The 21,487-nt window shown below is 65.5% G+C and carries 23 protein-coding genes and 1 tRNA gene; 9 read left to right on the forward strand and 15 right to left on the reverse strand.

Annotated elements, in window-relative coordinates; translation table 11 throughout:
* Positions 1-94 precede the first annotated feature (94 nt).
* The 3 genes from NS365_RS13110 to NS365_RS13120 are packed head-to-tail and all read right to left on the reverse strand — an operon-like array spanning position 95 to position 2,967.
* Entirely contained in the window at positions 95-433 is a 339-nt protein-coding gene (locus NS365_RS13110; protein WP_058600731.1) for a DUF1491 family protein, read from the reverse strand.
* 10 nt (positions 434-443) lie between these two features.
* On the reverse strand, positions 444-1,193 hold the full coding sequence (locus NS365_RS13115) for a peptidoglycan-binding domain-containing protein (RefSeq protein WP_058600732.1): 750 nt from the start codon (positions 1,191-1,193) through the stop codon (positions 444-446).
* Positions 1,194-1,239: 46 nt separating this feature from the next.
* Entirely contained in the window at positions 1,240-2,967 is a 1,728-nt protein-coding gene (locus NS365_RS13120) for a sensor histidine kinase (protein ID WP_058600733.1), read from the reverse strand.
* Positions 2,968-3,323: 356 nt separating this feature from the next.
* On the opposite strand from NS365_RS13120, the gene NS365_RS13125 reads away from it, so the two are divergent.
* Positions 3,324-4,076: a DUF5330 domain-containing protein gene (locus tag NS365_RS13125; protein WP_058600734.1), complete on the forward strand. Its 753-nt coding sequence runs from the start codon at positions 3,324-3,326 to the stop codon at positions 4,074-4,076.
* A gap of 63 nt (positions 4,077-4,139) precedes the next feature.
* Positions 4,140-4,565, forward strand: coding sequence for a SufE family protein (locus NS365_RS13130; RefSeq protein WP_058600735.1), 426 nt, complete (start codon positions 4,140-4,142; stop codon positions 4,563-4,565).
* Between the two features lie 6 nt (positions 4,566-4,571).
* Here NS365_RS13130 and NS365_RS13135 read toward each other — a convergent pair whose 3' ends face one another.
* A complete protein-coding gene (locus tag NS365_RS13135; RefSeq protein WP_058600736.1) occupies positions 4,572-5,042 on the reverse strand; it encodes a DUF6456 domain-containing protein in 471 nt (156 codons plus the stop codon).
* Positions 5,042-5,446: a helix-turn-helix domain-containing protein gene (locus tag NS365_RS13140; protein ID WP_058600737.1), complete on the reverse strand. Its 405-nt coding sequence runs from the start codon at positions 5,444-5,446 to the stop codon at positions 5,042-5,044. The genes NS365_RS13135 and NS365_RS13140 overlap by 1 nt, the downstream gene beginning before the upstream one ends.
* A gap of 222 nt (positions 5,447-5,668) precedes the next feature.
* Between NS365_RS13140 and NS365_RS13145 the strand changes: the two genes are divergently transcribed.
* Complete coding sequence (locus NS365_RS13145; RefSeq protein WP_058600738.1) at positions 5,669-6,184, forward strand: hypothetical protein; 516 nt, start codon at positions 5,669-5,671, stop codon at positions 6,182-6,184.
* Here NS365_RS13145 and NS365_RS13150 read toward each other — a convergent pair.
* From NS365_RS13150 to NS365_RS13160, 3 genes are all read right to left on the reverse strand, one after another.
* Positions 6,088-6,474, reverse strand: a complete 387-nt coding sequence (locus NS365_RS13150; RefSeq protein WP_058600739.1) for a winged helix-turn-helix domain-containing protein — start codon at positions 6,472-6,474, stop codon at positions 6,088-6,090. The genes NS365_RS13145 and NS365_RS13150 overlap by 97 nt on opposite strands.
* A gap of 77 nt (positions 6,475-6,551) precedes the next feature.
* Positions 6,552-7,235 carry a dihydrofolate reductase family protein gene (locus tag NS365_RS13155; RefSeq protein WP_082684591.1) on the reverse strand — a complete coding sequence of 228 codons (684 nt, stop codon included), beginning with the start codon at positions 7,233-7,235 and terminating at the stop codon, positions 6,552-6,554.
* Positions 7,236-7,320: 85 nt separating this feature from the next.
* Positions 7,321-8,388: an NAD(P)-dependent alcohol dehydrogenase gene (locus tag NS365_RS13160; RefSeq protein ID WP_058600740.1), complete on the reverse strand. Its 1,068-nt coding sequence runs from the start codon at positions 8,386-8,388 to the stop codon at positions 7,321-7,323.
* Between the two features lie 213 nt (positions 8,389-8,601).
* On the opposite strand from NS365_RS13160, the gene NS365_RS13165 reads away from it, so the two are divergent.
* Positions 8,602-9,525 carry a ribokinase gene (locus NS365_RS13165; protein ID WP_058600741.1) on the forward strand — a complete coding sequence of 308 codons (924 nt, stop codon included), beginning with the start codon at positions 8,602-8,604 and terminating at the stop codon, positions 9,523-9,525.
* A complete protein-coding gene (locus NS365_RS13170) occupies positions 9,525-10,493 on the forward strand; it encodes a sugar kinase (protein WP_058600742.1) in 969 nt (322 codons plus the stop codon). The genes NS365_RS13165 and NS365_RS13170 overlap by 1 nt, the downstream gene beginning before the upstream one ends.
* A gap of 221 nt (positions 10,494-10,714) precedes the next feature.
* Here NS365_RS13170 and NS365_RS13175 read toward each other — a convergent pair whose 3' ends face one another.
* The 7 genes from NS365_RS13175 to NS365_RS13205 form a co-directional block, all read right to left on the reverse strand.
* On the reverse strand, positions 10,715-12,961 hold the full coding sequence (locus NS365_RS13175; protein ID WP_058600743.1) for a xanthine dehydrogenase family protein molybdopterin-binding subunit: 2,247 nt from the start codon (positions 12,959-12,961) through the stop codon (positions 10,715-10,717).
* Entirely contained in the window at positions 12,961-13,944 is a 984-nt protein-coding gene (locus tag NS365_RS13180; RefSeq protein WP_058600744.1) for an FAD binding domain-containing protein, read from the reverse strand. Before NS365_RS13180 ends, NS365_RS13175 begins: the two co-directional genes overlap by 1 nt.
* Positions 13,941-14,444 carry a 2Fe-2S iron-sulfur cluster-binding protein gene (locus NS365_RS13185; RefSeq protein ID WP_082640248.1) on the reverse strand — a complete coding sequence of 168 codons (504 nt, stop codon included), beginning with the start codon at positions 14,442-14,444 and terminating at the stop codon, positions 13,941-13,943. The genes NS365_RS13180 and NS365_RS13185 overlap by 4 nt, the downstream gene beginning before the upstream one ends.
* 137 nt (positions 14,445-14,581) lie before the next feature.
* Complete coding sequence (locus tag NS365_RS13190) at positions 14,582-15,742, reverse strand: anhydro-N-acetylmuramic acid kinase (RefSeq protein ID WP_058600745.1); 1,161 nt, start codon at positions 15,740-15,742, stop codon at positions 14,582-14,584.
* A 99-nt stretch (positions 15,743-15,841) separates the two neighbouring features.
* Complete coding sequence (locus tag NS365_RS13195) at positions 15,842-16,693, reverse strand: DUF2793 domain-containing protein (protein ID WP_058600746.1); 852 nt, start codon at positions 16,691-16,693, stop codon at positions 15,842-15,844.
* 96 nt (positions 16,694-16,789) lie between these two features.
* Entirely contained in the window at positions 16,790-17,752 is a 963-nt protein-coding gene (locus NS365_RS13200; RefSeq protein WP_058600747.1) for a DMT family transporter, read from the reverse strand.
* Positions 17,753-17,865: 113 nt separating this feature from the next.
* Positions 17,866-18,477 (reverse strand): DNA-3-methyladenine glycosylase, encoded by a 612-nt coding sequence (locus tag NS365_RS13205; RefSeq protein WP_058600748.1) that lies wholly within the window; start codon positions 18,475-18,477, stop codon positions 17,866-17,868.
* Between the two features lie 192 nt (positions 18,478-18,669).
* Between NS365_RS13205 and NS365_RS13210 the strand changes: the two genes are divergently transcribed.
* The 4 genes from NS365_RS13210 to NS365_RS13220 all read left to right on the forward strand — a co-directional run bounded on the left by NS365_RS13210 (position 18,670) and on the right by NS365_RS13220 (position 21,404).
* Positions 18,670-18,746: transfer RNA gene (locus NS365_RS13210), tRNA-Met, on the forward strand.
* A 432-nt stretch (positions 18,747-19,178) separates the two neighbouring features.
* Positions 19,179-20,372, forward strand: coding sequence for a hypothetical protein (locus tag NS365_RS13215; protein WP_153003763.1), 1,194 nt, complete (start codon positions 19,179-19,181; stop codon positions 20,370-20,372).
* A complete protein-coding gene (locus NS365_RS24115; protein ID WP_153003764.1) occupies positions 20,351-20,953 on the forward strand; it encodes a hypothetical protein in 603 nt (200 codons plus the stop codon). The genes NS365_RS13215 and NS365_RS24115 overlap by 22 nt, the downstream gene beginning before the upstream one ends.
* A 76-nt stretch (positions 20,954-21,029) precedes the next feature.
* Entirely contained in the window at positions 21,030-21,404 is a 375-nt protein-coding gene (locus tag NS365_RS13220) for a DUF4113 domain-containing protein (RefSeq protein WP_058600750.1), read from the forward strand.
* Positions 21,405-21,487: the final 83 nt, after the last annotated feature.

Genomic DNA, 21,487 nt, shown 5'->3' on the forward strand with positions numbered 1-21,487 from the left:
AGGCGATGTCGCCTATAGCTCCGGGAGCATGGGAGCGGTTCCTTGAAGGTCTTCTCCCGAGACACCGTTTCCTATGTCCGTCTAGGGCTCCCCCCTACCCTTCGTCCTCAATCAACGTCAGATAAACCTCCGGCGTCTCGGTCTCGATCTCCACCACCCAGAAGTCCGGGTCGAAGCGGGCTTCGCGCTCCAGGCGTTGGCGCAACCCGTCCTCGTCGCTCGCCGCCTCGCGCAGGAAGCGTCTTTCGCCGCCTTCGCCGGCCATGGTCTGCGGCGCGGGGCCGAGGAGTTGCAGCGCGCCCGATCGCCCGCGCACCGCCACGAAGATGGCGCCCGCCGCCTCCGAGCCGCGCCGCTCGACAGCCGCGAAGCCGCCATCGGCAAAGACGCGGCGCAGGAGCGCCGCGACGAAGATTTCACTGGTGAGCCGCATGGGACAGCCGTCAGCGCGACGCCGAAGCGCCGGTCTCGTTCAGCCGATCCAGCACCTCGCGGCTCGGCTCGCCCGTCACCTCCAAGCTTTCCAGCGCCTGAAAGGTGCGGATCGCCGCGCGCGTGCGCTCGCCCATGATGCCGTCCGCCTTGAGATCGGCGACGCGCGCTTCCGCGAGCTTGGCCTGGATCTGGCGCACCAGGTCCGTGTCGGGCGCCGCCCCGATGCCGCCCGTGGCGGCCGGGTCCACCGTGCCGCCCGCGGCCAGCCGCGCGATCGGATCGTCGCTCGCGGACGGCGGATTGGCGGCCTGTCGAAGTTGGCTGAGAAGCAGCGGCGTCGCCATGCCGTCCACCTTCAGCCCGCGCGCGGACTGAAAGTCGCGGATCGCCATGTCCGTCGCCTGACCCGGCCGGCCGTCAATATCGGCCTTGTAGTAGCCTTGCTGGGACAAGAGCACCTGCGCCTCGCGCACCAGCGGAAACGGCATGATGCGCGGATCATTGGCCACGGCGTTCGAGGGCGCGGCGACGGCGGCGCGCGCGGTCGGCACAGGCGCGGCCTGCGCCGCGCCGGTCAGACGTGTTTCGGCCAGCCGCGTCGTCTGGGCTCCACGCGTGGCGAGCATGGGATGGGGGTGACGCCCTGCCTGCCGGTTCAGCGCATTGTCGGCCACGATTCCGGCCAGCGTCGAGAACAGCGCGAGGCTGGCGAACAGAACCGGCCGGGCCGCGACGATGCCGGCCCCGGTGCGAAGCACGCGGGCTCCGGCGTGGCCGGCCGCAGCGCCAAGGCCCGGGCGCTTGTCAGGCCGAGCGACGGGTCGGGAAGGCTTGCGAGGAGAGACTGGCTTTTTGACGGGCATGGGTCAGGGCAACGACATTTTCGGATGGGGTTTCACCGGCGCGCGGGCGCTCGGCACAATCGGTGGGGATGCGCACCGTAACGGTGGTGCCGCGTCCCTCCAGGCTCGAGATCTCCATGGTTCCGTGGTGAAGTTCGGCAAAGCCGCGTACGAGCGACAGGCCGAGGCCGGTTCCCTCGTATTTGCGGCTAAGCCCCTGAGAGAGTTGCACGAAGGGACGTCCCAGGCGCGCGATGTCGCAAGACGCGATGCCGATGCCCGTATCCGTCACCTGCATCACCAACTCGTCGCGCTCGACCCGGGCGCTCAGGCACACCGTGCCTTCGTCCGTGAACTTGACGGCATTGGCCAAAAGATTGACCAGAATCTGCTGGCACGCCCGGCGGTCGGCCGTGACGGTTTCCGCCTCGGGCGCGGTGCGCAGCACGAGCCGCAGTTTCTTGCGCTCGACCTCGCAGCCGACCATCTCGGCAGCCGCCGCCGCGACATCGGCGACGACGAAAGGCTCCATCGAAAGCTCGTAGCGCCCCGCCTCGATCTTCGAGACGTCGAGCAGCCCGTTGACGATTTCCAGAAGATGCTGGCCTGAGCGACGGATCAGGCCGACATAATCCTTCTGGCGCGGGTCGGGAAACGGCCCGAAGGTCTCGCCCTCGAGAAGCTCCGAGAACCCGATAATGGCGTTGAGCGGCGTGCGCAGCTCATGCGACATGGCGGCCAGAAACGCCGTTTCCATGGTCGGCGCGGCGGGCTCGGATGCTTGCGTCTCCTCCGCCTCGGCTTCCAGAACCACCAGCTCGATGCGCAAGAGATCGCCGAGCTTGCCGCGCACCGGCTCCAGCCTGATAGCGTGGCTGCGGAACGAGCCGGGTTCGGCGCCATGAAGGCGCAGGCGGAGGTTCATTGCGTCGCTGCCCTGGCGCAGGCTGTCCAGAGCCTTGAGGAACAGGACGCGATCGAGAAGGTGCAGCTGCTGGCTGAAGGCGGTCCCCGCCTGGGCTCCATCGAGCGCACGCCCCTCGCCGTCCAGCATCACGCAAGCGCGAGGGTGCACGATTTCAGCACCCGCCTTGGAGCGAAGCGCAAGACGGTGCAGGACGAAGGCGACATAGGCCGTGATGAGAGGCAGCGCGACGACCGTGCCGGCAAAGCCCTGATCCGTCGGGCCCAACCCGTGCAGGGACAGGAAGCCCACGAGACCCGCGCCCAGAAACACGGCCGGCAGCATCAGGCGAAACAGGAGACGCTGGTGCGCCAGCCGCGCCTCGACCGGGCCGACCAGCAGAAGGCAGAGCGGCCAGAAACTGTCGATCTCCACCGCGAGAAGCGAGAGCATGGCCGCAACCAGCGTGTAAAGCCCAGCGGTCGCCAGATCGGTTTCGCCCGTCGCCGCAATGGTGACGGCAGCCATCAGCGCCGCGAAGCCCAGAACGAGCGCGCAGGCGATCGGCATGATCCCGAAGCCGGCCACGCCCAGAAGCGGGGCCGCCATGGCGCAGACAAGGCCCGACATCACGAGCCCGCCACAGATCGAGGCAAGACGGCGCTTGGCGCGCATCGTCGCCGCCGGCACATCGATCATCATCTGACACCGGGAAGCCCAGGCGCTGCCCACGCGGCGAAAGGCACCCGAATGTCCTTCCGTCTGCGCGTATTCCAATGGAATCATCACCGATCCACACGTCCCGGTCGGGGCATCGGGCGTCGTCATGACACCGCCGAACCGCACTTCAACATCCGTCGATCTTGGCTCTTAACCTTTTAAGGAAGCCATAAATTGGGGGTCGGGATCGCCGTTTCGGCGCTCCAAAGCCCGATCCCCGGCGAGTTCTCGAAACATGGTTAATGGTGGATTAACAATGCTTTTCCCTGCGATTACAGCCATTTGAGAATTGCATCCCGTCGGGCTTACCAAGCCCTACCCCCAGGTTTTCCGGCAGCACCCCCTGCAATTTGAAACGGATTCGAGTCAAAAGGGAGCGACCGGATCATGTGCCGGAACAGGGTCTTACGGGTCGTCCGTCCATGCGCTTCTTGATCAAGATCGCCTTCCTGATCGGCCTGATCGCCCTGTTCCTGCCGGGGCACAGGGACAAGGATGGCGCGAGCGACCCCGGCCTTTCGCCGGTGGTTCTTCTTTATGGCGTGCAGCAGGCCTTCTCGGACCTGGGCGGCTTCTGCGACCGATCGCCGGCGGCCTGCGCCAGCGCGCGGGATGCGGCGAGCTTCGTTGTGGCTCGGGTGCAGGAAGGGGCCGTGATCGGCTATGGCCTGATCCGCGAGAAGATGACCGGCGAAAAGCCCGCGCAGCCTGCCCCGACTGACCCGCCCGCGCCGCCGCGCGCCTATACGCCGCCCGGCACCGCCCGCCCCAACGCCTCGATCACGACCGGCAGCGTCGCGCTTGGTGCGCCGGCGGCCCTGTCCTTCGCCGCGCCCGAGCGCCCCGCGCCCACGCCCATCGCGATCCGGCCCGCCCTGCAGACGCCTGCGCCCAACGCGACCGCCGCGCGGCCGCTGCCGCAGCCCTATCGCAAGCCCGTGCCGGCTGATGCCCCCGCTTCCGCCAAGGCGCCCGAATCCAAGACGCCGGCGATCTCCCAAGCGGCGAAGACGGCCGAGGTCGCGCCGCCGATAGCCGACCGTGTTCCGGGTAGCCCCAAGCCGTTTCGGATGCCGGCCATGGCGGGCGGGGCCGACGAGCCGCTCCATCCGGTGCCGCAGGCGATTCTGCCGCCCGAGCGCGCGCCGTTGCCGCGCTTTGCGCCCCGTGCCTGACAAGCCAAGCCCCTCTCCTTATATGGAGGCTTGAAGAGCGGTACGCGGCAGGGAATCGACCATATGAGAACGATCGAAGACATCCAGAGCGATTTCGAGCTTCTGGACGATTGGGAAGATCGCTATCGCTATGTGATCGAGCTGGGCCGCGAGCTGCCGCCGCTGGCGCCCGAAGACATGAACGAGGCGACCAAGGTGCCCGGCTGCGTCAGCCAGGTCTGGCTGACCAGCGCCAGCGACGGCGCGAGCCCACCGCATCTGACCTTTGCCGGCGCGTCGGACGCCCATATCGTGCGCGGTCTCGTCGCCATCGCGCTGGCGCTTTATTCCGGCCGCAGCGCGCCCGAGATTCTCTCCACCGACGCCGAAACCCTGTTCACGAGCCTCGGCCTGAAAGAACACCTCACGCCGCAGCGCTCCAATGGTTTGCGCTCCATGGTGGCCCGCATCCAGCGCGACGCCAAGCTGGCGCTGGACGCGGCGGCCTGACATTCATCAGCCGGAGCCAGCCTTCCAGCCGCGCAGCCGGCCGCTCCCCTCCCCTGCCTGATGAACGAGGCCATAGTGCCGGGCGAGCGCGCCGAGCCCGGCCTTGAGCAAGAGCTTGGCCGAGCGCACGGGCCATTGGCGCTCGCGCTCCACCTGCTCCGTGCCTTTCAGGAAGCAGCAGATATCGATCAGCACGCCCGATAGTTCCGGGCCGACGGCCTGAAGCGCGGCCTGAACCCGCCGCCGGCAATCCAGCGCCGCGTCGGACAGATCGGCCTCGCCATTCCGGCTGCCGCCGCCGGGCAGACCATCCCAGCGCTGGGTGACCGAGGGTATCATCGCGCCGCGCGTCCAGTCGCGGCGCAGGCGCTCGCCGGCCTCCGCTTCCGGTCCCGAAAGCCAGGCTTGTCCATCGGCCCCCTTGCGGGTGGCCAGCCGCGCCAAAGGCGATTCGTCGTCGATCTTGCGAGCGCCCATCAGAACCCCTCCCCATGCTCGCCCGGCAACGTCAGCTGGCGGCAGGCGCGCGACAATTGCTCCATGCGCGTCAACAGCCGATCGAAATCGGGATCGTCGCGCTCGTCCTCGATCCGCTGCAAGGCATAGGCGACGCTTGTTCGGTCCCGCCCGAACCCTTTGGCGACGAAGACCAGCGGCAGCTGAAAGGCGACATGGGCGAGGTAGATCGCCGTGTGCCGAGCATGGGCGATGTCGGCGCGCGCCCGGCGCGGAGACAGGATGTCGGGCGCGGCAATACCGAAGAAGGCCGAGACGATCTCGGCCGACACCTGGCATTGCAGCCGCTGCTGCTGGGGGGGAATGGGCAGGAAGCGAGGCAGCGGTCGCGGACCCGGATTCGGCCGATGGCTTTGGTGAGGCATGAATGTCCTCTTTGGAATCACAAGGCCGAAGGCTAAGCCATGTCCAGCGCATGTAGGATTATTTTCTTATATGTTCTCTTTTTGTTCTAGCATCAAACCCAGGTCCGCCAAGGGTTTGGGACCCGCTTTTCCACAAGCGCAGAGCGAAAAGCCGGCGAACTTATCCCCCGATCGGCCGATGGCCTCACCCTCGCAGGACATCCCGATCCCGGAGACAGTCTCATGCCGCCCAAATTCGACAGCCCTGCCATCGCGCGTTTCGAAGCCGAGCTTCGTCAGGCGGCGCGCGCCTTTGCGGCCCGCGACCTCGCCCGCCCCGAAACGGGGGAAGCGGCCGCGCTCGCCTTTGCGCGCCGCTTCGGGCTCGTGTCGCTGAAGGAAAACCATTTGAACGAGATCGGCACGGATGTGCGCGCCAAACTCGCGGCCCGTCTGGAAGAGGAAAACGCACGTCTTTTGAGGGCAGCCCGCCGCCAAGCGCCCGGCTACGATCTCAATCGCCACATGACCGTACGCCGAGCCTTGAACGCACTCGTCGCCGGCTGCGCCGCCTCCGCCTTGGCCCAGCCGACGCCCGACAAGCCGCTTTCGGGCCGTGAATTGAACAACCGTTTCCGAGCCCGCCCGAGGCGACGGTTGGCTCACCCGGGTGAGACGGCGTCCGGCGCGAGCCGCGTCAGCAGCGCTTCGAGATCGCCGGCGATGGCCCTGTCGCTGGCCGCCTGCATGGCGCGGTAGCGCCTGACGATCTCCAGCCCGAGCGCGGTCAAGGCCGCGCCGCCATGCCCTGCGCCGCCGCGATGCATCTCGACCAGCGGCGCGTCGAACGTGGTGTTCAGTTCCTCCACCAGCGTCCAGGCGCGCTTGTAGCTCATGCCCATGCGCCGCCCGGCCGCCGCGATCGAACCGGTGTCTCCGATGCCTTCGAGAAGATCGATCCGCCCCGGCCCGACGATCCGTTTCTCGCCGAAGACGAATCGCAGGCGCGTGACATGGGAGGCGGTGGGTTTTGGCGGCGTCTCGTCCATGCGGGGCTGCTCGCGGTGGGTCTCCGGGTCGCCAGGCTAACGAGTGTCGCCGCCCCTGCCCAGACCCGCCGCCGGGCTCAGTCGTTGTGGACCCGGTAATGCAGTTTCACGATTCCGTCCTGGCCCGCCTCGCAGGAAAGAAGCTCCAGCTTGCGCGAGCCGCGCCAGTCCGGCCTGATATCGAAGAGGCTCGGCGCGTCCGGCCGCCCGTCCGTCAGCGGCAGGACGAACTGCACGATCTCGTCCACCAGCCCAGCATTCAGCACAGATCCGTTGACCCCGCCTCCGCCTTCCAGAAGCAGGCGCTGGATGCCGAGATCGCGCGCCAGCGTGTCCATCACCTTGGCAAAGTCGATCTCGTCCTTGCCGCCGAAGATATAGGACACGCCGCGCTTGCGCAGGAAGGCGAGATAATCGTCGGACACCCCCTCCGCGAGAATCGCGACGAAATGCTCGCCGTCGATATGGTCGCGCTTCCAGTTCAGCTTGCCGGTGCGATCGACCGCGATGGCGAACTTGCCCGCCTTCGGCTGGGCGTACCAGTTCGTGCGCTCGATCGGCCCGGTGGCGAGCCCTCGCTCCCATTCGCCGCCCGCGTCGAAATCCTCTTCCATCGTCACGCGCCCGACCAGCCAGGCATCGCCCTTCAGTTCTTCATGAGCCGATTCGAAGATGTCGGACGGAGCGTCGATCGCCCAGTCCTGCGTGAGGACGCGGCCGTCGATGGAGGTCATCATGAGGCAGAGAATATGAGGCTTCACAGAGGATCGCTTTCCAGAACACAAGTGAAAACGAAAATGCCGGCCCGAAGGCCGGCGTTCCCGAACTCGAAAGGCCGACGGCCGATCAGGCCGCCTGCTTCGTCTCGGCCAGCGAGGCCATGTCGATCACGAATCGATAATGAACGTCGCCCTTCACCGTGCGGTCGAAGGCTTCGTTGATTTCGGCGATCTTGATCGTCTCGATGTCGCAGGAAATCCCATGCTCGGCACAGAAATCGAGCATTTCCTGTGTTTCGGCGATGCCGCCGATCAGCGATCCGAGCACCGTCTTGCGGCCGAAGATGAGGTTGACGCCGCTCACCGGCGGGTCGAGCGGGCCGATCACGCCGACGATGATATGGGTGCCGTCGCGCTTCAGCGTCGCGATATAAGGGTTGAGGTCGTGCGGCACGGGCACCGTGTCGAGGATGAAGTCGAACGTGCCGGCGAGCGCCTTCATCTCTTCTTCGTTGGTGGAGAGCACGACATGGGTGCAGCCGAGTTCGCGCGCTTCGGCTTCCTTGGAAGCCGAGCGGGTGAAGAGCGTCACTTCAGCGCCCATGGCGACGCCGAACTTGATCGCCATATGGCCGAGGCCGCCGAGACCCACCACGGCCAGCTTCTGGCCCTTGGCAAGGCCGACATGCTTCAGCGGCGAATAGGTCGTGATGCCGGCGCAGAGCAGCGGGGCTGCGGCGGCGAGATCGAGATTCTCGGGCATCCGCAGAACGAACTTGTCGCGGACGATGATCTGATCGCTATAGCCGCCATAGGTCGGCTGCCCGTCACGACGATCCTCGCCGGCATAGGTCGGCGTCATGCCGTTCTCGCAATATTGTTCCAGCCCCTCGGCGCAGGACGGGCATTCCTGGCAGGAATCGACCATGCAGCCGACGCCGACTTTATCGCCGACCTTGTAAGTGCTGACAGCCGATCCGACCTCGACCACGCGGCCGACGATTTCGTGGCCCGGCACCAGCGGGAAGGTCGCGACGCCCCAGTCGTTGTGGGCCTGATGGATGTCGGAATGGCAGACGCCGCAATGGGTGATCTCGATGCGGACATCATCCTCGCGCAGGTCGCGCCGCTCGAAGCTCCAAGGCTTCATCGGGGCGCCGGCTTCCGTGCAGGCAAAACCGTAGCTGGGTGTCATGGTGCAATCCCTTCTGGCGCATCGGCTGTCACAACCGGTCGCGCGCGAAATATATGCTGCGATCGCTGCGCGGCCAGTGCAAAACGAAAGCTTGGCTGACGACCCCGGCCCCGCGCGTCTGTTCTCCACGGCTATTCCTGCATTCATGCCGCTTGTGGCGTCCGCCATTGTTGTCTAGCGATCAAAAGCATCAGGCTTGGGAGGCATTCGCCTATGATCGTGGTTTTCGGCTCGTTGAACGTCGATTTGGTCTGCCGGGTCGAGGCGATTCCCAAGCCCGGCGAAACCGTGCTCGCGCCGCGCTACGAGCGGATGCCCGGCGGCAAGGGCGCCAATCAGGCGACGGCTGCCGCGCGCGCCGGTGCGCAGACGCTGTTTGCCGGCGCGGTCGGGCGCGATTCCTTCGGCGAGGAAGAGGCTGCGATCCTGGAGCGCGAAGGGATCGACGTGTCCGCGCTCGCCCGTGTCGAGGAGGCAACGGGTTGCGCCTTCATCACGGTGGCGGCCGATGGCGAGAACGCCATCACGGTGGCGAGCGGCGCCAACCGCTTGGCCGACGCGGCGAGCCTTGCCTCGGTCTGGACGAAATCCCCCTCCGCGATCGTGCTCCAGATGGAACTGCCCTTCGAGGAGACCCTGCGGGCGGCGCGCGAGGCGCGCGACCATGGCGTGCGGGTGGTTCTCAATCTCGCCCCCGTGCCGGCTGTCGATTCGGCTTCGCTGCGCGCGCTCTTCGCCGCCAGCGACATTCTGATCGTCAACGAGCATGAGCTGGCCGAATCCGCCGCGATCCTCTCCGTTTCGGGCGGCGACGCCGATGCACTCGCCAACGCTTTGGCGACCGAGGCAGGCATCACCGTTCTCGCCACGCTCGGCGGCGACGGCGCGCTGATCGCGACGGGCCAAGGCGTGAGCGAACGTTTCCGCGCGCCTCGCATCGAGCCGGTGGACACGACCGGCGCGGGCGACACGCTGTGCGGCGTTCTGGCCGCCGGTCTCGACGCCGGCCTGTCGCTTTCCGACGCCACGCAGCGCGCCGTCGCGGCCGCTTCGCTCGCCTGTCTCTCGTTCGGCGCGCGCAGCGCCATGCCGAAGGCGGAGGCGATCGACGCGTTCCTGGTTGGGGGGCAGGCCTGATGGCGGGAGCCTCCAAGCCGCGTATCGCCTTTCTCGGCGAGTGCATGGTCGAACTCTATCACCGCCCCGGCGACGAGGTCAGCGTCATGCGCCGCACGGTGGGCGGCGACACGCTGAACGCCGCCGTCTATTGCCGCCGCGCGCTCGGCGAGACCGGCGCGGCCGATGTCCATTACGTGACCCGCGTCGGCGACGACGCCTTCGGCCTCGAAATTCCTGCCTTCATCCGTGACGAAGGCGTCGAGACGGAGCATGTCGAGATCGCCAAGGGCGAGACGACCGGGCTCTACGCCATCTCGCGCGACGACAAGGGCGAGCGGTCCTTTTCCTATTGGCGCTCGGCCTCGGCCGCGCGCCGCCTTTTTGCCGAGGGCCGCGACGAGGCACTGGAAGCGGAGATCGAAGGTTTCGACGGGCTCGTCTATTCCGGCATCTCGCTCGCCATTCTCTCCCCCGAAGGGCGCGAGCGGCTTCTGACACTCGCCGGCCGCATGAAGGCAGCGGGGCGCATTGTCGCCTTCGACGGCAATTATCGCCCTCGCCTCTGGGCTTCGAGGGAGGAAGCGGCAGAGACCATCGCCCGCGCCCATGCCCATGCCAGCCTCAGCCTGCCGGGTCTCGACGACGAGCAGGTTCTCTATTGCGATCCGGATGCGACCAGCGCTGTGCGCCGCCTCCTCGCGCTCGGCGCGACCAGCGCCATCGTGAAATCGGGCGGCGAACCGGCCCTTCTGGGTGACGCCACGGGCCTGCGCGAAGTCGCGGGCGTCCAAGCGCCGCGCATCGTGGACACGACCTCGGCCGGCGACAGTTTCAACGGCGCGGCGCTCGCCGCTCTCGTCAGCGGCGCGAGCCTGGAAGAGGCCGCGCGCGCGGGCCATCGCATGGCGAGCGCCGTGATCGGCGAATATGGCGCGATCGTCCCGCGCGAGGCGACATGGTGGGCCGAGGGCCCGCGCCAAGACTAAGAGCGGCTAACAAAATCTCCGGGCGGAGGATGGTCGAAGGATTTTCGCTCATGGACGAGGAGCGAAGCGCAGTCGATGCCGGCGGCATCGGCGAGCATTCGCGACGAAGGCCCTGACGAAAAGACTCGACCAGCCGACCCCGCGAGATTTTTGTTAGGTGGTCTAAAACAAACCAAAGGCGCCGGATCGCTCCAGCGCCTTTTCTCTTTGTGCCGGGCCGATCACTCGGCCGCGATACGATGTCCGTTCGTCGGCAGGCCGGCGAGGATCTTGTCCAGCGTCATCGGATAGTCGCGCACGCGCACGCCGCAAGCGTTGTAGATCGCGTTCGTCACCGCTGCGCCGACGCCGCAGATGGCAAGTTCGCCGATGCCCTTGCCGGCCAGCGGGCTTGCCGCGTGGTCGCGCTCCGGCATTAGAACCACCTCGAGCTGCGGAACGTCCGCATTCACCGGCACATGATATTCGGCCAGATCATGGTTCACGAGAAGGCCGTTGCGCACGTCCACGACCAATTCTTCCGTCAGCGCCGTGCCGATGCCGAAAATCTGCCCGCCATAGCACTGGGACGTCGCCGTCTTCTCGTTGAGAATGCGGCCCGCCGAACCGACCGTCAGAAGCCGGCGCACACGCACCTCGCCGGTGACGGCATTGACGCCGACCTCGCAGAAATGCGCGCCATAGCTCGCCTGATGGGTGTTCTGAGACGTCTTGCCCGGCTTGAAATTGCCGGTCATCACGATCGGGCCATCGGAGAGAACCTGCGACAGCGGCGTCTGGCGATTGCCCGAGATCACCGTCCCGTCCTTCAGCGTCATGTCCTCGGCCTTGACGCCGAGCTTCTTGGCGAGCGCCTCGACGATGCCCTCGCAGGCCGTGTAGACGGCCGAGCCCGAGGAGTTCGCGCCCCAGGAGCCGCCGGAGCCCGGTGCCTGCGGCAGGCGCGAATCGCCGAGGCTTACCTCGACATTCTCATGCGGCAGACCCAGCATCTCGGCCGCGATCTGCTGCAGGATCGTGTAGGTGCCGGTGCCGATATCGGTCATATCCGTCTCGACGCTGGCATGGCCGCTGCCGAGCAGCGTGACGCGAGCGGACGCTTGCTGGAGCATGTTCTTGCGCGAGGCCGCTGCCATGCCCATGCCGATCAGCCATTCGCCCTCGCGCCGCGTGCCGGGCTTGGCCGAGCGCTTCGCCCAACCGAAGCGGCGGGCGCCCTCGTCCATGCACTCCACCAACATGCGCGAGGAGAAGGGCAGCCCGTCCTGCGGATCGACCTCCGGCTCGTTGCGCTTGCGGAACTCGATCGGGTCGAGCCCCAGCTGCTCGGCCATCTCATCCATGGCGTTTTCGAGCGCCAGCATGCCGACCGCCTCGCCCGGCGCGCGCATGGAGGAGGAAAGCAGCAGGTTGAGGTTCACCTTGCGATGCGTCACCTGCCGGTTCTCGCCGGCATAGAGAAAGACGGTCGAGATGCCCGCCGGCTCGAAGAACTCGTCGCCGCGCGAATTGCTGGTGATCGTGTCATGGGCGATCGCCTGGATGCGCCCCGCCTTGTCGGTGGCGAGCCGCACGCGCTGAATCGTGTCGGAGCGGCGCGAGGTCGCCTGATAGACCTGCTGGCGCGTCAGCATCACCTTGACCGGCCGCCCCAGCTTGCGCGACGCCATGGAGGCGAAGACGCTTTCCGGCCCGATGCCGAGCTTGCCGCCGAAACCGCCGCCGATATAGCGGTTCACCATGTGAACCTTGGACGCGGAGATACCCAGCGCCTTGGCCAGCTGGCTCACATTGGTGGATACCAGCTGATAGCAGCCATAGAGCGTCAGCTCGCCGTCCTTCCAATCCGCCACGGCGGAATGGGGCTCCATGGCCGAATGGCTCTGGCTGGGCGTCGTATAGGTGACGTCGAACTGCACCTCCGCCTCGGCGAAGGCCTTATCGAAATTCCCGCGCTTCACGGTCGAGGGCATGGCCCCGGAGCCCTTGGGCGGCTCGTAGGCGTTCTCCTTCTCGGCCTCGAGGTCGTAGACGCCCTCGACCGGCTCGAACTCGACCTCGACCAGACGGGCGGCATCACGCGCGATCTCGAAGCTCGTCGCGACGACGAGGCAGATCGGCTGGCCGTAATGGACGACCTCGCCCTTGATCGCGGCCGGCATGTTGTCGTTCGGATCGGCCGAGGCGCGGGGTCCGTCGTCCTCGTAGATCACGTCGAGCACGCCCGCCTTGGCGAGTGCGGCCATCGTGTCGACGCGCTTGATGCGCCCCGCGCCGGTCCCCGCCGTCACGACGAAACCATAGGCGACCTCAGGCCCGGTCATGTTCTCATAGGCGTAGCGCGCCCGACCCGTGACCTTCAGCGGTCCCTCGAACCGGTCGATGCCCTTGCCGATGACGTTCTGTACGCCGGCGTCGAGACGGGTCTCACCGACCGGCTCGTTCATCTTGAGATTGAACGTATCCATCAGCTCTCTCCACGCGTTGCGTCATGCAGAACGGCCGGCAGGGTGCGGCGCGTCAGCTCGATCTTGAAGTCGTTCTCGCCGAAGCCCTTGGCGTCCTTCAGGAGGATATCGGCAGCCTTGGCGAAGAGCTGATCGCTGGGCGTCTCGCCCTTCAAGGCGTCCTCCACGGCCGCGTCGCGCCAAGGCACGGTGCCGAGACCGCCGAAAGCGAGCTTCGCCTCGGCGATACGCCCGCCTTCCATCCGCACGATCGCGGCGACGGACACAAGCGCGAAGGCATAGGACGCGCGGTCGCGCACCTTGCGATAGAGATGAACGCCGTCCACGGGCTTGGGCAGGCGGACGGCGGTGATGAGTTCGCCGGGCTCCAGATTGGTCTCGATCTGCGGCGTGCCACCCGGCAGGCGATGAAGCTCGGCGATCGGAATCTCGCGCGTCGAGCCGTCGCTCTTCTGCGTTTCGATCACCGCGTCCAGCGCCCGCATGGCGACCGCCATATCGGACGGATGGGTCGCGATACAGGCCTCCGACGTGCCGAGAATGGCGAGGATGCGGTTGAAGCCTTCCCGCCCGTCGCAGCCCGAGCCCGGCTCGCGCTTGTTGCAGCGCGCCGTCGTCTCGTAGAAATAGCCGCAGCGCGTGCGCTGGAGGAGATTGCCCCCGGTGGTCGCCTTGTTGCGCAGCTGGCCCGACGCACCCGCCAGAAGGGCGCGGGACAGAACGGCATAGTCGCGCCGCACACGCTCGTCGGCCGCCAGCTCGCTGTTGCTGACGAGCGCGCCGATCCGCAGGCCCCCGTCCACCTCCTCGATCGACTTCAGCGCCAGACGGTTGATGTCGACCAGCTTGCTCGGCGTCTCGATCTGGAGCTTCATCAGGTCGAGAAGATTGGTCCCGCCCGCGATGAACCGCGCACTGGCCTCGGCGGCGATATGGGCGGCCTCGCGCGGGTCGCTCGCGCGCTGATACTCGAACTGTTTCACGCCGCGTCCCTCCCCTTGGCGGTGCGGATCGCGTCCACGATGTTGGGATAGGCCGAACAGCGGCAGATATTGCCACTCATGCGCTCGGAAATCTCGGCGTCGGTGAGATCCACCTCGCCGTCCAGCGTCTCGGTGACATGGCTCGGCCAGTTCTCCCCGGCTTCCTTCAACATGCCGACGGCCGAGACGATCTGACCCGGCGTGCAATAACCGCACTGGTAGCCGTCGTGATGCAGGAAGCTTTCCTGCATCGGGTGCAGATGGCCGGGCTCACCCAGACCTTCGATCGTCGTGATCGCGTCGCCCTCGTGCATGATGGCGAGGGTCAGGCAGGAATTGATCCGCCGGCCGTTGACGAGAATTGTGCAGGCGCCGCACTGGCCGTGGTCGCAGCCCTTCTTCGTTCCCGTCAGCGCCAGATGCTCACGCAGAGCGTCGAGCAGCGAGGTCCGGGGGTCGAGGTCCAACTCGTGGTCGGCTCCATTGACGTTCAGTCGCATGACCGATGCCGCTCCTTGTAACGTTTCCAGATTGGACAACGCAGCTAGGGCGGGTTGGGTGCATGGAAATCCGCGAGGCGGATCGTCAGGGGTGACCTTTTGTCTTCAAACGCTTAGGCACGACCGAACACAGACGCTTAGAAGCCGTCCGTCAGCTCGCTCGGGGCGGGCTGCGCGCGGCCGGGCGGCAGGGCGAGACGCCCGCCGGTCATCGGCTCGGGCGCGCCTGTCGTGGTCGGGAAGCTGATCGGCAGGCCGCGCAACGAGCGCACGGCGAGATAGGCGAAGCATTCGGCCTCCACCGTGTCGCCACGCAGGCCCAGCGCGTCGGCATTCTCGACCTCGACATGCGCGCGTTCGGCGATCTCGCGCATCAGAACCGGATTGCGCCGCCCACCACCGGCGACGACAAGCCGCGTCGGCCGATGCGGCAGAAGATCGAGCGCGCGGCCCACCATGCCGGCCGTCACGGCAGTCAGCAACGCCGCGCCATCCTCGGTGGACAGGCCCTCCGCCATGGCGGCGGAAAAGTCGTTGCGGTCGAGCGATTTCGGATAGGGCCTCACACAATAGGGGTTGGCGAGAATCGAGGCGAGTCTCGCCTCGTCCACATGGCCCTTGGCGGCCGCCACGCCGTCGCGGTCCATCTCGGCGCCCAGGCGTCGGCCCATCCAGTCGTTGAGCGGGGCGTTGGCCGGGCCGGTGTCGAAGGCCTGCATCGAACCGTCGGCCGCGACCCAGGTCACGTTGGCGACACCGCCGAGATTGAGAAAGGCCGTCTCCTCGCCCGCGCCGATCCGCCGCAAAAGCGCGCGGTGATAGAGCGGCGCGAGCGGAGCACCCTGCCCGCCGGCCGCGACATCGGCCGAGCGGAAATCATAGACCACGGGAATGCCGAGCCGATCGGCCATCAGCTGGCCGTCTCCGAGCTGGCGCGTCGCGCCCAGCCGCTCGGGCGTGCGCGCCCGGTGCAGGACGGTTTGCCCATGGAAGCCGATCACCCCGACATCCTCGGCCGAGATGCCCTCGTCCTCCATCATCGCGGCGATGGCGTCGGCCTGGGCGATCGTCAGCGCGCGCTCGGCCTCGGCGAAGATCTCCGGCTCCGGCCCTTCGAAACCCCATTCGGCGGCTTCGGCCAGGGTTTCCTTCAGAAGAGGACGGATGTCGCGGCGATAGGGGGCGAGCAGGGTCGGGCCGAATTCCTCGATCCGCTCGCCGTCCGTGCGCAGCATGGCGATGTCGACATTTCCGTCCAACACCGTTCCGGTCATCAGACCGATCGCCCAGATCGCCATGGCTGCCCTCGAATCACTCACGAAAATGCTGCATGTGATGGCAGGCAGGCTTCGCGCCAAGCTGACCTGACGCTTTTCGCGGTGAGAGCCAAGTCACGCCTAGCTAACGATCGCGCGATCCGTCACCCGCCGCCAGGACGTTCCGTCGCTGAAGGCCAGGACCGCGCCACCCGCCTCATCCGAAACATGGACGATCTGCCCAGCGCCAGCGGAGGCCGCCGGCAGGGACGCCTTGGCATAGCTGCCGACGCGCAAGGCTCCGCCGAGGTCGAGTGCGCAGACCGGCGCTTCGCTTCGCCCGATAGCGACACGGCCCGAGCCGGCCGCAACGCGCACAGCATCGCGAAAGCTTGCCCCATCGGCCGAGACGCGAATCGTCAGGTCGTCGGAGCCCGTCAGGCCGATCTCGGCACGGCCCGACCAGTTGGTCTGGAACAGGACCGAGGCCGTCCGGCCGCTCGCGGCCTTGTTGATGATCTTTCGCGCGTCGCCGCTGCCGGGCGTTCGGGCGTCATGCGTCAGAAGTTCGCTATCGGCGGCAACGGTGAGGCGGTTCGTGCCGGTCGCATCCGCGTTGATGCCCAGCCGATCCGCCTGCCGTGGGCGGAACGGGCGGTCGGTCCAGCCGGCTCCATCGAACAGAAGAAACGCACCGGTATCCCCAACATAGGCCACCTGCCCCCCGACCGGGCTCACCTCCACGAAGCCGCCATCCTCGAACAGGGCGAGCGAGCCCGCTTTCATCGCCGCCCAGCGCGCGCCCTTGGCCGAGGACGGCAGAATGTAAAGCTCGCCCTCCTTGGCGCTGGCCGGCTCCTGCGCCAGCGTCGCCGAGACGACGGCGGTCTGCACGAGCACATCGAGCCGGCGCATCGCGTCGTTCACGGTGACGTGCTTTTGCGCCTGCTGCGGCAGAACGAAGGGAAGGTCGAGGCGGGGCGAGGCAGACATGGCGGCGCGTCCTTGGCACGGGTTTCATCGCGCCGAGCTTAGGTTCGCGCCGTCAGGGCGGGGATAGATGGGGGATAGTTCGCGGAGAGTTTCGCCTCAGTGCGGCGTCGCCTCGTCCACGATCTGCACCGCATCCGGCGCACCGGACACCGCAGCGGCCCCCGAAGCCGTGGTCGAGACGGCCAATTTCTGCTCGCGCAGGAAAATGAACACGCCCGACGCCGTGATGATCGCCGCGCCGAGAAGCAGGCTGACCCTCGGCGTTTCCCCAAACAACACCACGCCGAACAGAATCGCCCAGACGATCAGCGTGTACTGATAGGGCACGACGACGGAGGCCGGCGCGATCAGGAGCGAGCGGTTGACGCAGACATGCGCCACCATGGACACGATGCCGAGCAGGCAGAGAAAGCCGAGGTCGAAGGTGCTCGGATGCACCCAGCCGATCGGCGCCAGCACCATGCCGGCGATCAGCGCGGCACTTGTCTGCCAGGCGATCAGCGTCACCTCCCCGCTCTTGGCGAGAATGCGCGTCGAGATCATCAAAAGCGCGTAGCAGAAGCTCCCGCCGACCGCGATCAGCGCGGGCCAGCCGGCATTCACGAGGTCCGGCCCGAGCGCGACGAGCACGCCCACGAAACCGCAAAGCACCGCGCTCCAGCGCACCCAGCCGACGCGCTCCTTCAGAATCAGGGCCGACAGCGCCGTCACATAGATCGGCCCGGCCAGATAGAAGGTCATGACATTGGCGAGCGGAAGATAGCTCAGCGCCCAGTAGAAGAAGCCGACCTCCAGCGTCGAGCCCAGAGCGCGCGCGATCTGGAGCCTCGGTCGGGTCGGCCGGATCACGCGGCCCCAGCCCTCGCGCTGGACGAAGGGAGCGACCACGATCAGCGCCGCGATGCTGCGCAGGAGCAGAACCTGGCCGACCGTATAGGTGCTGACCAGCCATTTACCCATCGCGTCGTTCACCGCGAACAAGAACACGCCCAAGAGCATGAAACCGACGCCCAGAAGCGCGTTGGACGAGGCGGGAGAGGAAGCGGGCTGCGAACTCATGACGGACGGACATCCAGGCGGGCACGCGCTTCGGGCATGAAGCGCAGGTTGCGCCTATACCCTCGGCGGCATGGTTCCAAGCGGAATCGCGACCTCGATCGGCGGCTGCTTCGTTAGCTGTGTTCGGGCCGCTCGGCGCGGGCCTCGCGGAAGGCGCGGCTGAGATAGGGCGAGCCGGCCAGCCCGAATCGCCAGGGCTGTTCCACGCCCTTGGTGATGCCGATTCGCGGCCCCGTCACCAGCCGGTGCGGGCCGACCGGCGCCGTCAGGCGAAAGGGTGGTATGGACAAATCGAGGCCGTCCTGACCCCGATCGATCCCGAGCGCCTGGGTCAACCGCCCTGGCCCCGAGCACAGGAGCTTTGGCGCGTGCGTCCCCCTCCGCTCGGCCATCACCTCCAGTCCCGCCAAAGGCTCCAGCGCCCGAATCAGAACGGCGCTGCCGCGTGTCCCGGCATCGCAGACGATATTGAGGCACCAATGAATGCCATAGGAACGGTAGACATAGGCGCGCCCGACCGGGCCGAACATGGCGCGGTTGCGCTCGGTCTCGCCGCGAAAACTGTGCGAGGCCGGATCGTCCGCCCGGTAAGCCTCCGTTTCCACGATGCGCCCGCCGACGCCCCGCCAGAACAGCCCCGCTCCGATCAGCCGCGCGGCCAGCGTCACCGCATCGAGGGCCAGCCATTCGGCCGGGAAAAGAGGAGCATCAGCGGCGTCGGACATGCGGGCTCGGATCGTTCGATGGGCATTGCCTGCAAGTCAGCCTCCCTTGCAGGGCTTTCAACCCGATTTTCTCCGGTCGAGAAGCAAAGGAAGCGTCTTGACAGGAAGCGCCATCGATCCGTATATGCCGCCCATGCTCGAACGGCCCAACGGCCACGGGCGCTTGCGGCGATACGCCGCTTGTTTTGAAGTGGCAGTGTAGCTCAGCTGGTTAGAGCGTCGGATTCATAACCCGAAGGTCGGTGGTTCAAGTCCACCCACCGCCACCATTCAAACCTCAGTAAAAGCAATGAGTTAGCTGCTTATTGGCGTTAAAGCCGTATCGGTGGCATGTCGCATCTTGTTACGCTCCAATTCCCTTGAATTACCGGGGTTTCCCGGCAGCCTCGGCTAATCCGTGCAACATGGAACGCGACATGTCGCATGGTCTCCTACCACGTCAGCGGGATATCGACGCGACAGATGAGATGCGAGAGCCGTTGCGAGATCGGTTAAGCCGTGCTCATGAGGACGAACAAGCGACGAGGTCGGTGGCATACGTTCTCATGCTGCGAAGAGAAGCGGCTAGGGGCAACCTTGTTATTAAGCGAACCATCGGCAGGGATTTCCTCACTCCAGCAGCGATCGAAGCAATGAGAGAGCGGTGCCGGGTCTCATCTGTTGATTGTAGGGGTCCGTCGAAGTCCGCAGCCTAGACTTCAATGTACGATTATGCTCGTTTCAACCGTATGGACGAACGATCAATCGCAGCAGTTGAAGATATGGATGAAACTGGGCACCTGCCGCAGGCTGTCGAGCCGCTGCAGGAGGCGGGGGTCGACACATCCAATGAAGGCGAGCATCATTCTAGGCTTGTGTTCCTCAACCATATGATAAGCTCGAGCCGTAGCCGTGCCGCCCAAGAGCACAAGCCTCCGCTTCACAGTGCGGACGAATTGCTACGATTCCTCGAACGTCGAGTGCAACAAGGTTTCGCAATCGAGTTCTTCGACGCGGAGCGCAACGACTCAAACGACGATGCTGAACGCGTAAAGGATGGCGTCGGAAGCGATTTCATTCGGCTTAAGAAGATCACCTTCACAGAAGTTAACAGTCGTCGTTATGCCACTCTCCTCTTCGACGCAGTGGATCAAGCGATCCGTTCTATGCCGGTCCTTCATGTTGTAAGCATGAAAGGCCGGGATATCGCTGGCGACGAGCACGAGCGGGGCTCTTTCTCTGCCCACGTCGTCGTGCGCTTGCCGAGTGGAGACGACCGCGACGATGGCACGTATCGCTGCGTGGTGGAGTCGGTTGCGGGTATCAGCCGCCGGACAATTGGAACATTCTTTCGACGACAGTTGCGACGAGTAGCAAAGCTAAATGGCTTCGAATTCCCTATTCCTAGGGAAGGAAAACGAGGTCCAAAGAAACCTGGCAGCGCTAAATACCATCCTGATCTCACTTTGGTGGCTGACGTAAGTCGGGCGATGGCAGGGATCGACCGGGAGGTATCCCAAATGGTTTTCACCAAGCGTTCGGAGCGGCAAACGATTGCCGACCAAACCGAGGTAATTCAGGACGAAGTCGTTGCAGACGTTGAATTGCGCATATCTGCGAAGCAAGGGCCCTCCGACCCTAACGAACGGAAAGGTTGGCTGCTGACCTTGCGTCGAATCTACGAGGAACGCGGCTTCAAGACACGCCTGTTTTTCAAACATCGTAGCGGTAAATCTACCAGCGGTTCCCTACATGATGGAATGGACGCCGCCACCGATATGCTCTTGTGTCCAAAGGAAGAGATTGTCACTGAAGGCGCACCGCGGAAGTGGGTCGACGAAATTCAGACCGATGTTCGTGACGCAATGATAGCTCTGCTTGATCGGGACGAACTATGGAATCGCAACGCCGCGTAGGTCTTCCCGATATCCACCATGGACGCGCACGACGTCGATCGCCGCTGCTCGCCCCTCTACGCTACCTTTGGATTGAGGCAGCCACCAAGACGCGTTACGATTTCATTCTGCCAACGATCGTTGGGCTTTGTCTTTGGGGCTCTTACAACCTTGCTGGTTCACGCATTACCGTATTTGGGGCCGACGGGTTTCTTATTGATTTGCAGGGGCTGCTCCAAATGGCAGTGCCATTCTTGATCGGAGCGCTGGCAACAGTTGCGATGGCGTCGCCAGGGGAGGCAATCGATCGACGGCTTACAGGGGCACCTGTGACGTTGGACGGCGCAATGCTGACAACAAGGCAGTTCGTTTGCTACCTTCTCGGTTATCTCTCTTTCCTGGGTTTTTCTCTCCTCATATTCATAATAACCATAAAAGCTTTTCGTGAACCAGTTAGTTGGATCGTTCTTGGAACCCGATGGGCTGAGATCGCGGTGCAACAGTTAACAGCGGGCGTATTTTCGTTGCTACTCGCCTCATTTTGCTTGACAACGTTTTGGGCGCTGTTTTTTCTTACGGACGTTGTCAATCGACGTATTTAATTTTACTTGGCAAAATTGCGCACTGGACGATAGCTAAAGCGTTTCGAGGGATGCCAAAGGCCAGCGTGACCAGTGAATGGCCGGCTGGCTGATCGGCTTTGCGCATGAAAACGGCCGGAAGGCCAACGCGCCCTCCGCGCAGCGCTCCTGCCGCCTCTCTCCTCAGACCAACGACACCCGCGTCATCGTGTGCTGGGCGTCCCGCATGGTGGAGAGCATGTGGCAGGAGGGCGGCGTCTACACGAAATGCGGCGGAATGCTGGAAGACCTATGCGACGCGGGCCGGGAGCAGGCGGACCTCTTCGTCGCAACTGACAGCCGAGGCGCAGACCTGATGTCGGTCATGGACGCGATGAACTCCCGCTATGGACACGAGACGCTGGCGCTCGGGACGGTGGGGATCGGCGCGCAATCATTCGACACAAAGCGGGCGATGAAAAGCCCTGCGTAGACCACCAGGCTGACAGAGCTGCCGATCGCACGGTAGCTTTTCTACAGCAGGGTGGAACGCTGTGCGGTTGCCGCAGTTACGCC

It is taken from the genome of Aureimonas ureilytica (assembly GCF_001475935.1).
In the GTDB taxonomy this organism is placed as follows: domain Bacteria; phylum Pseudomonadota; class Alphaproteobacteria; order Rhizobiales; family Rhizobiaceae; genus Aureimonas; species Aureimonas ureilytica_A.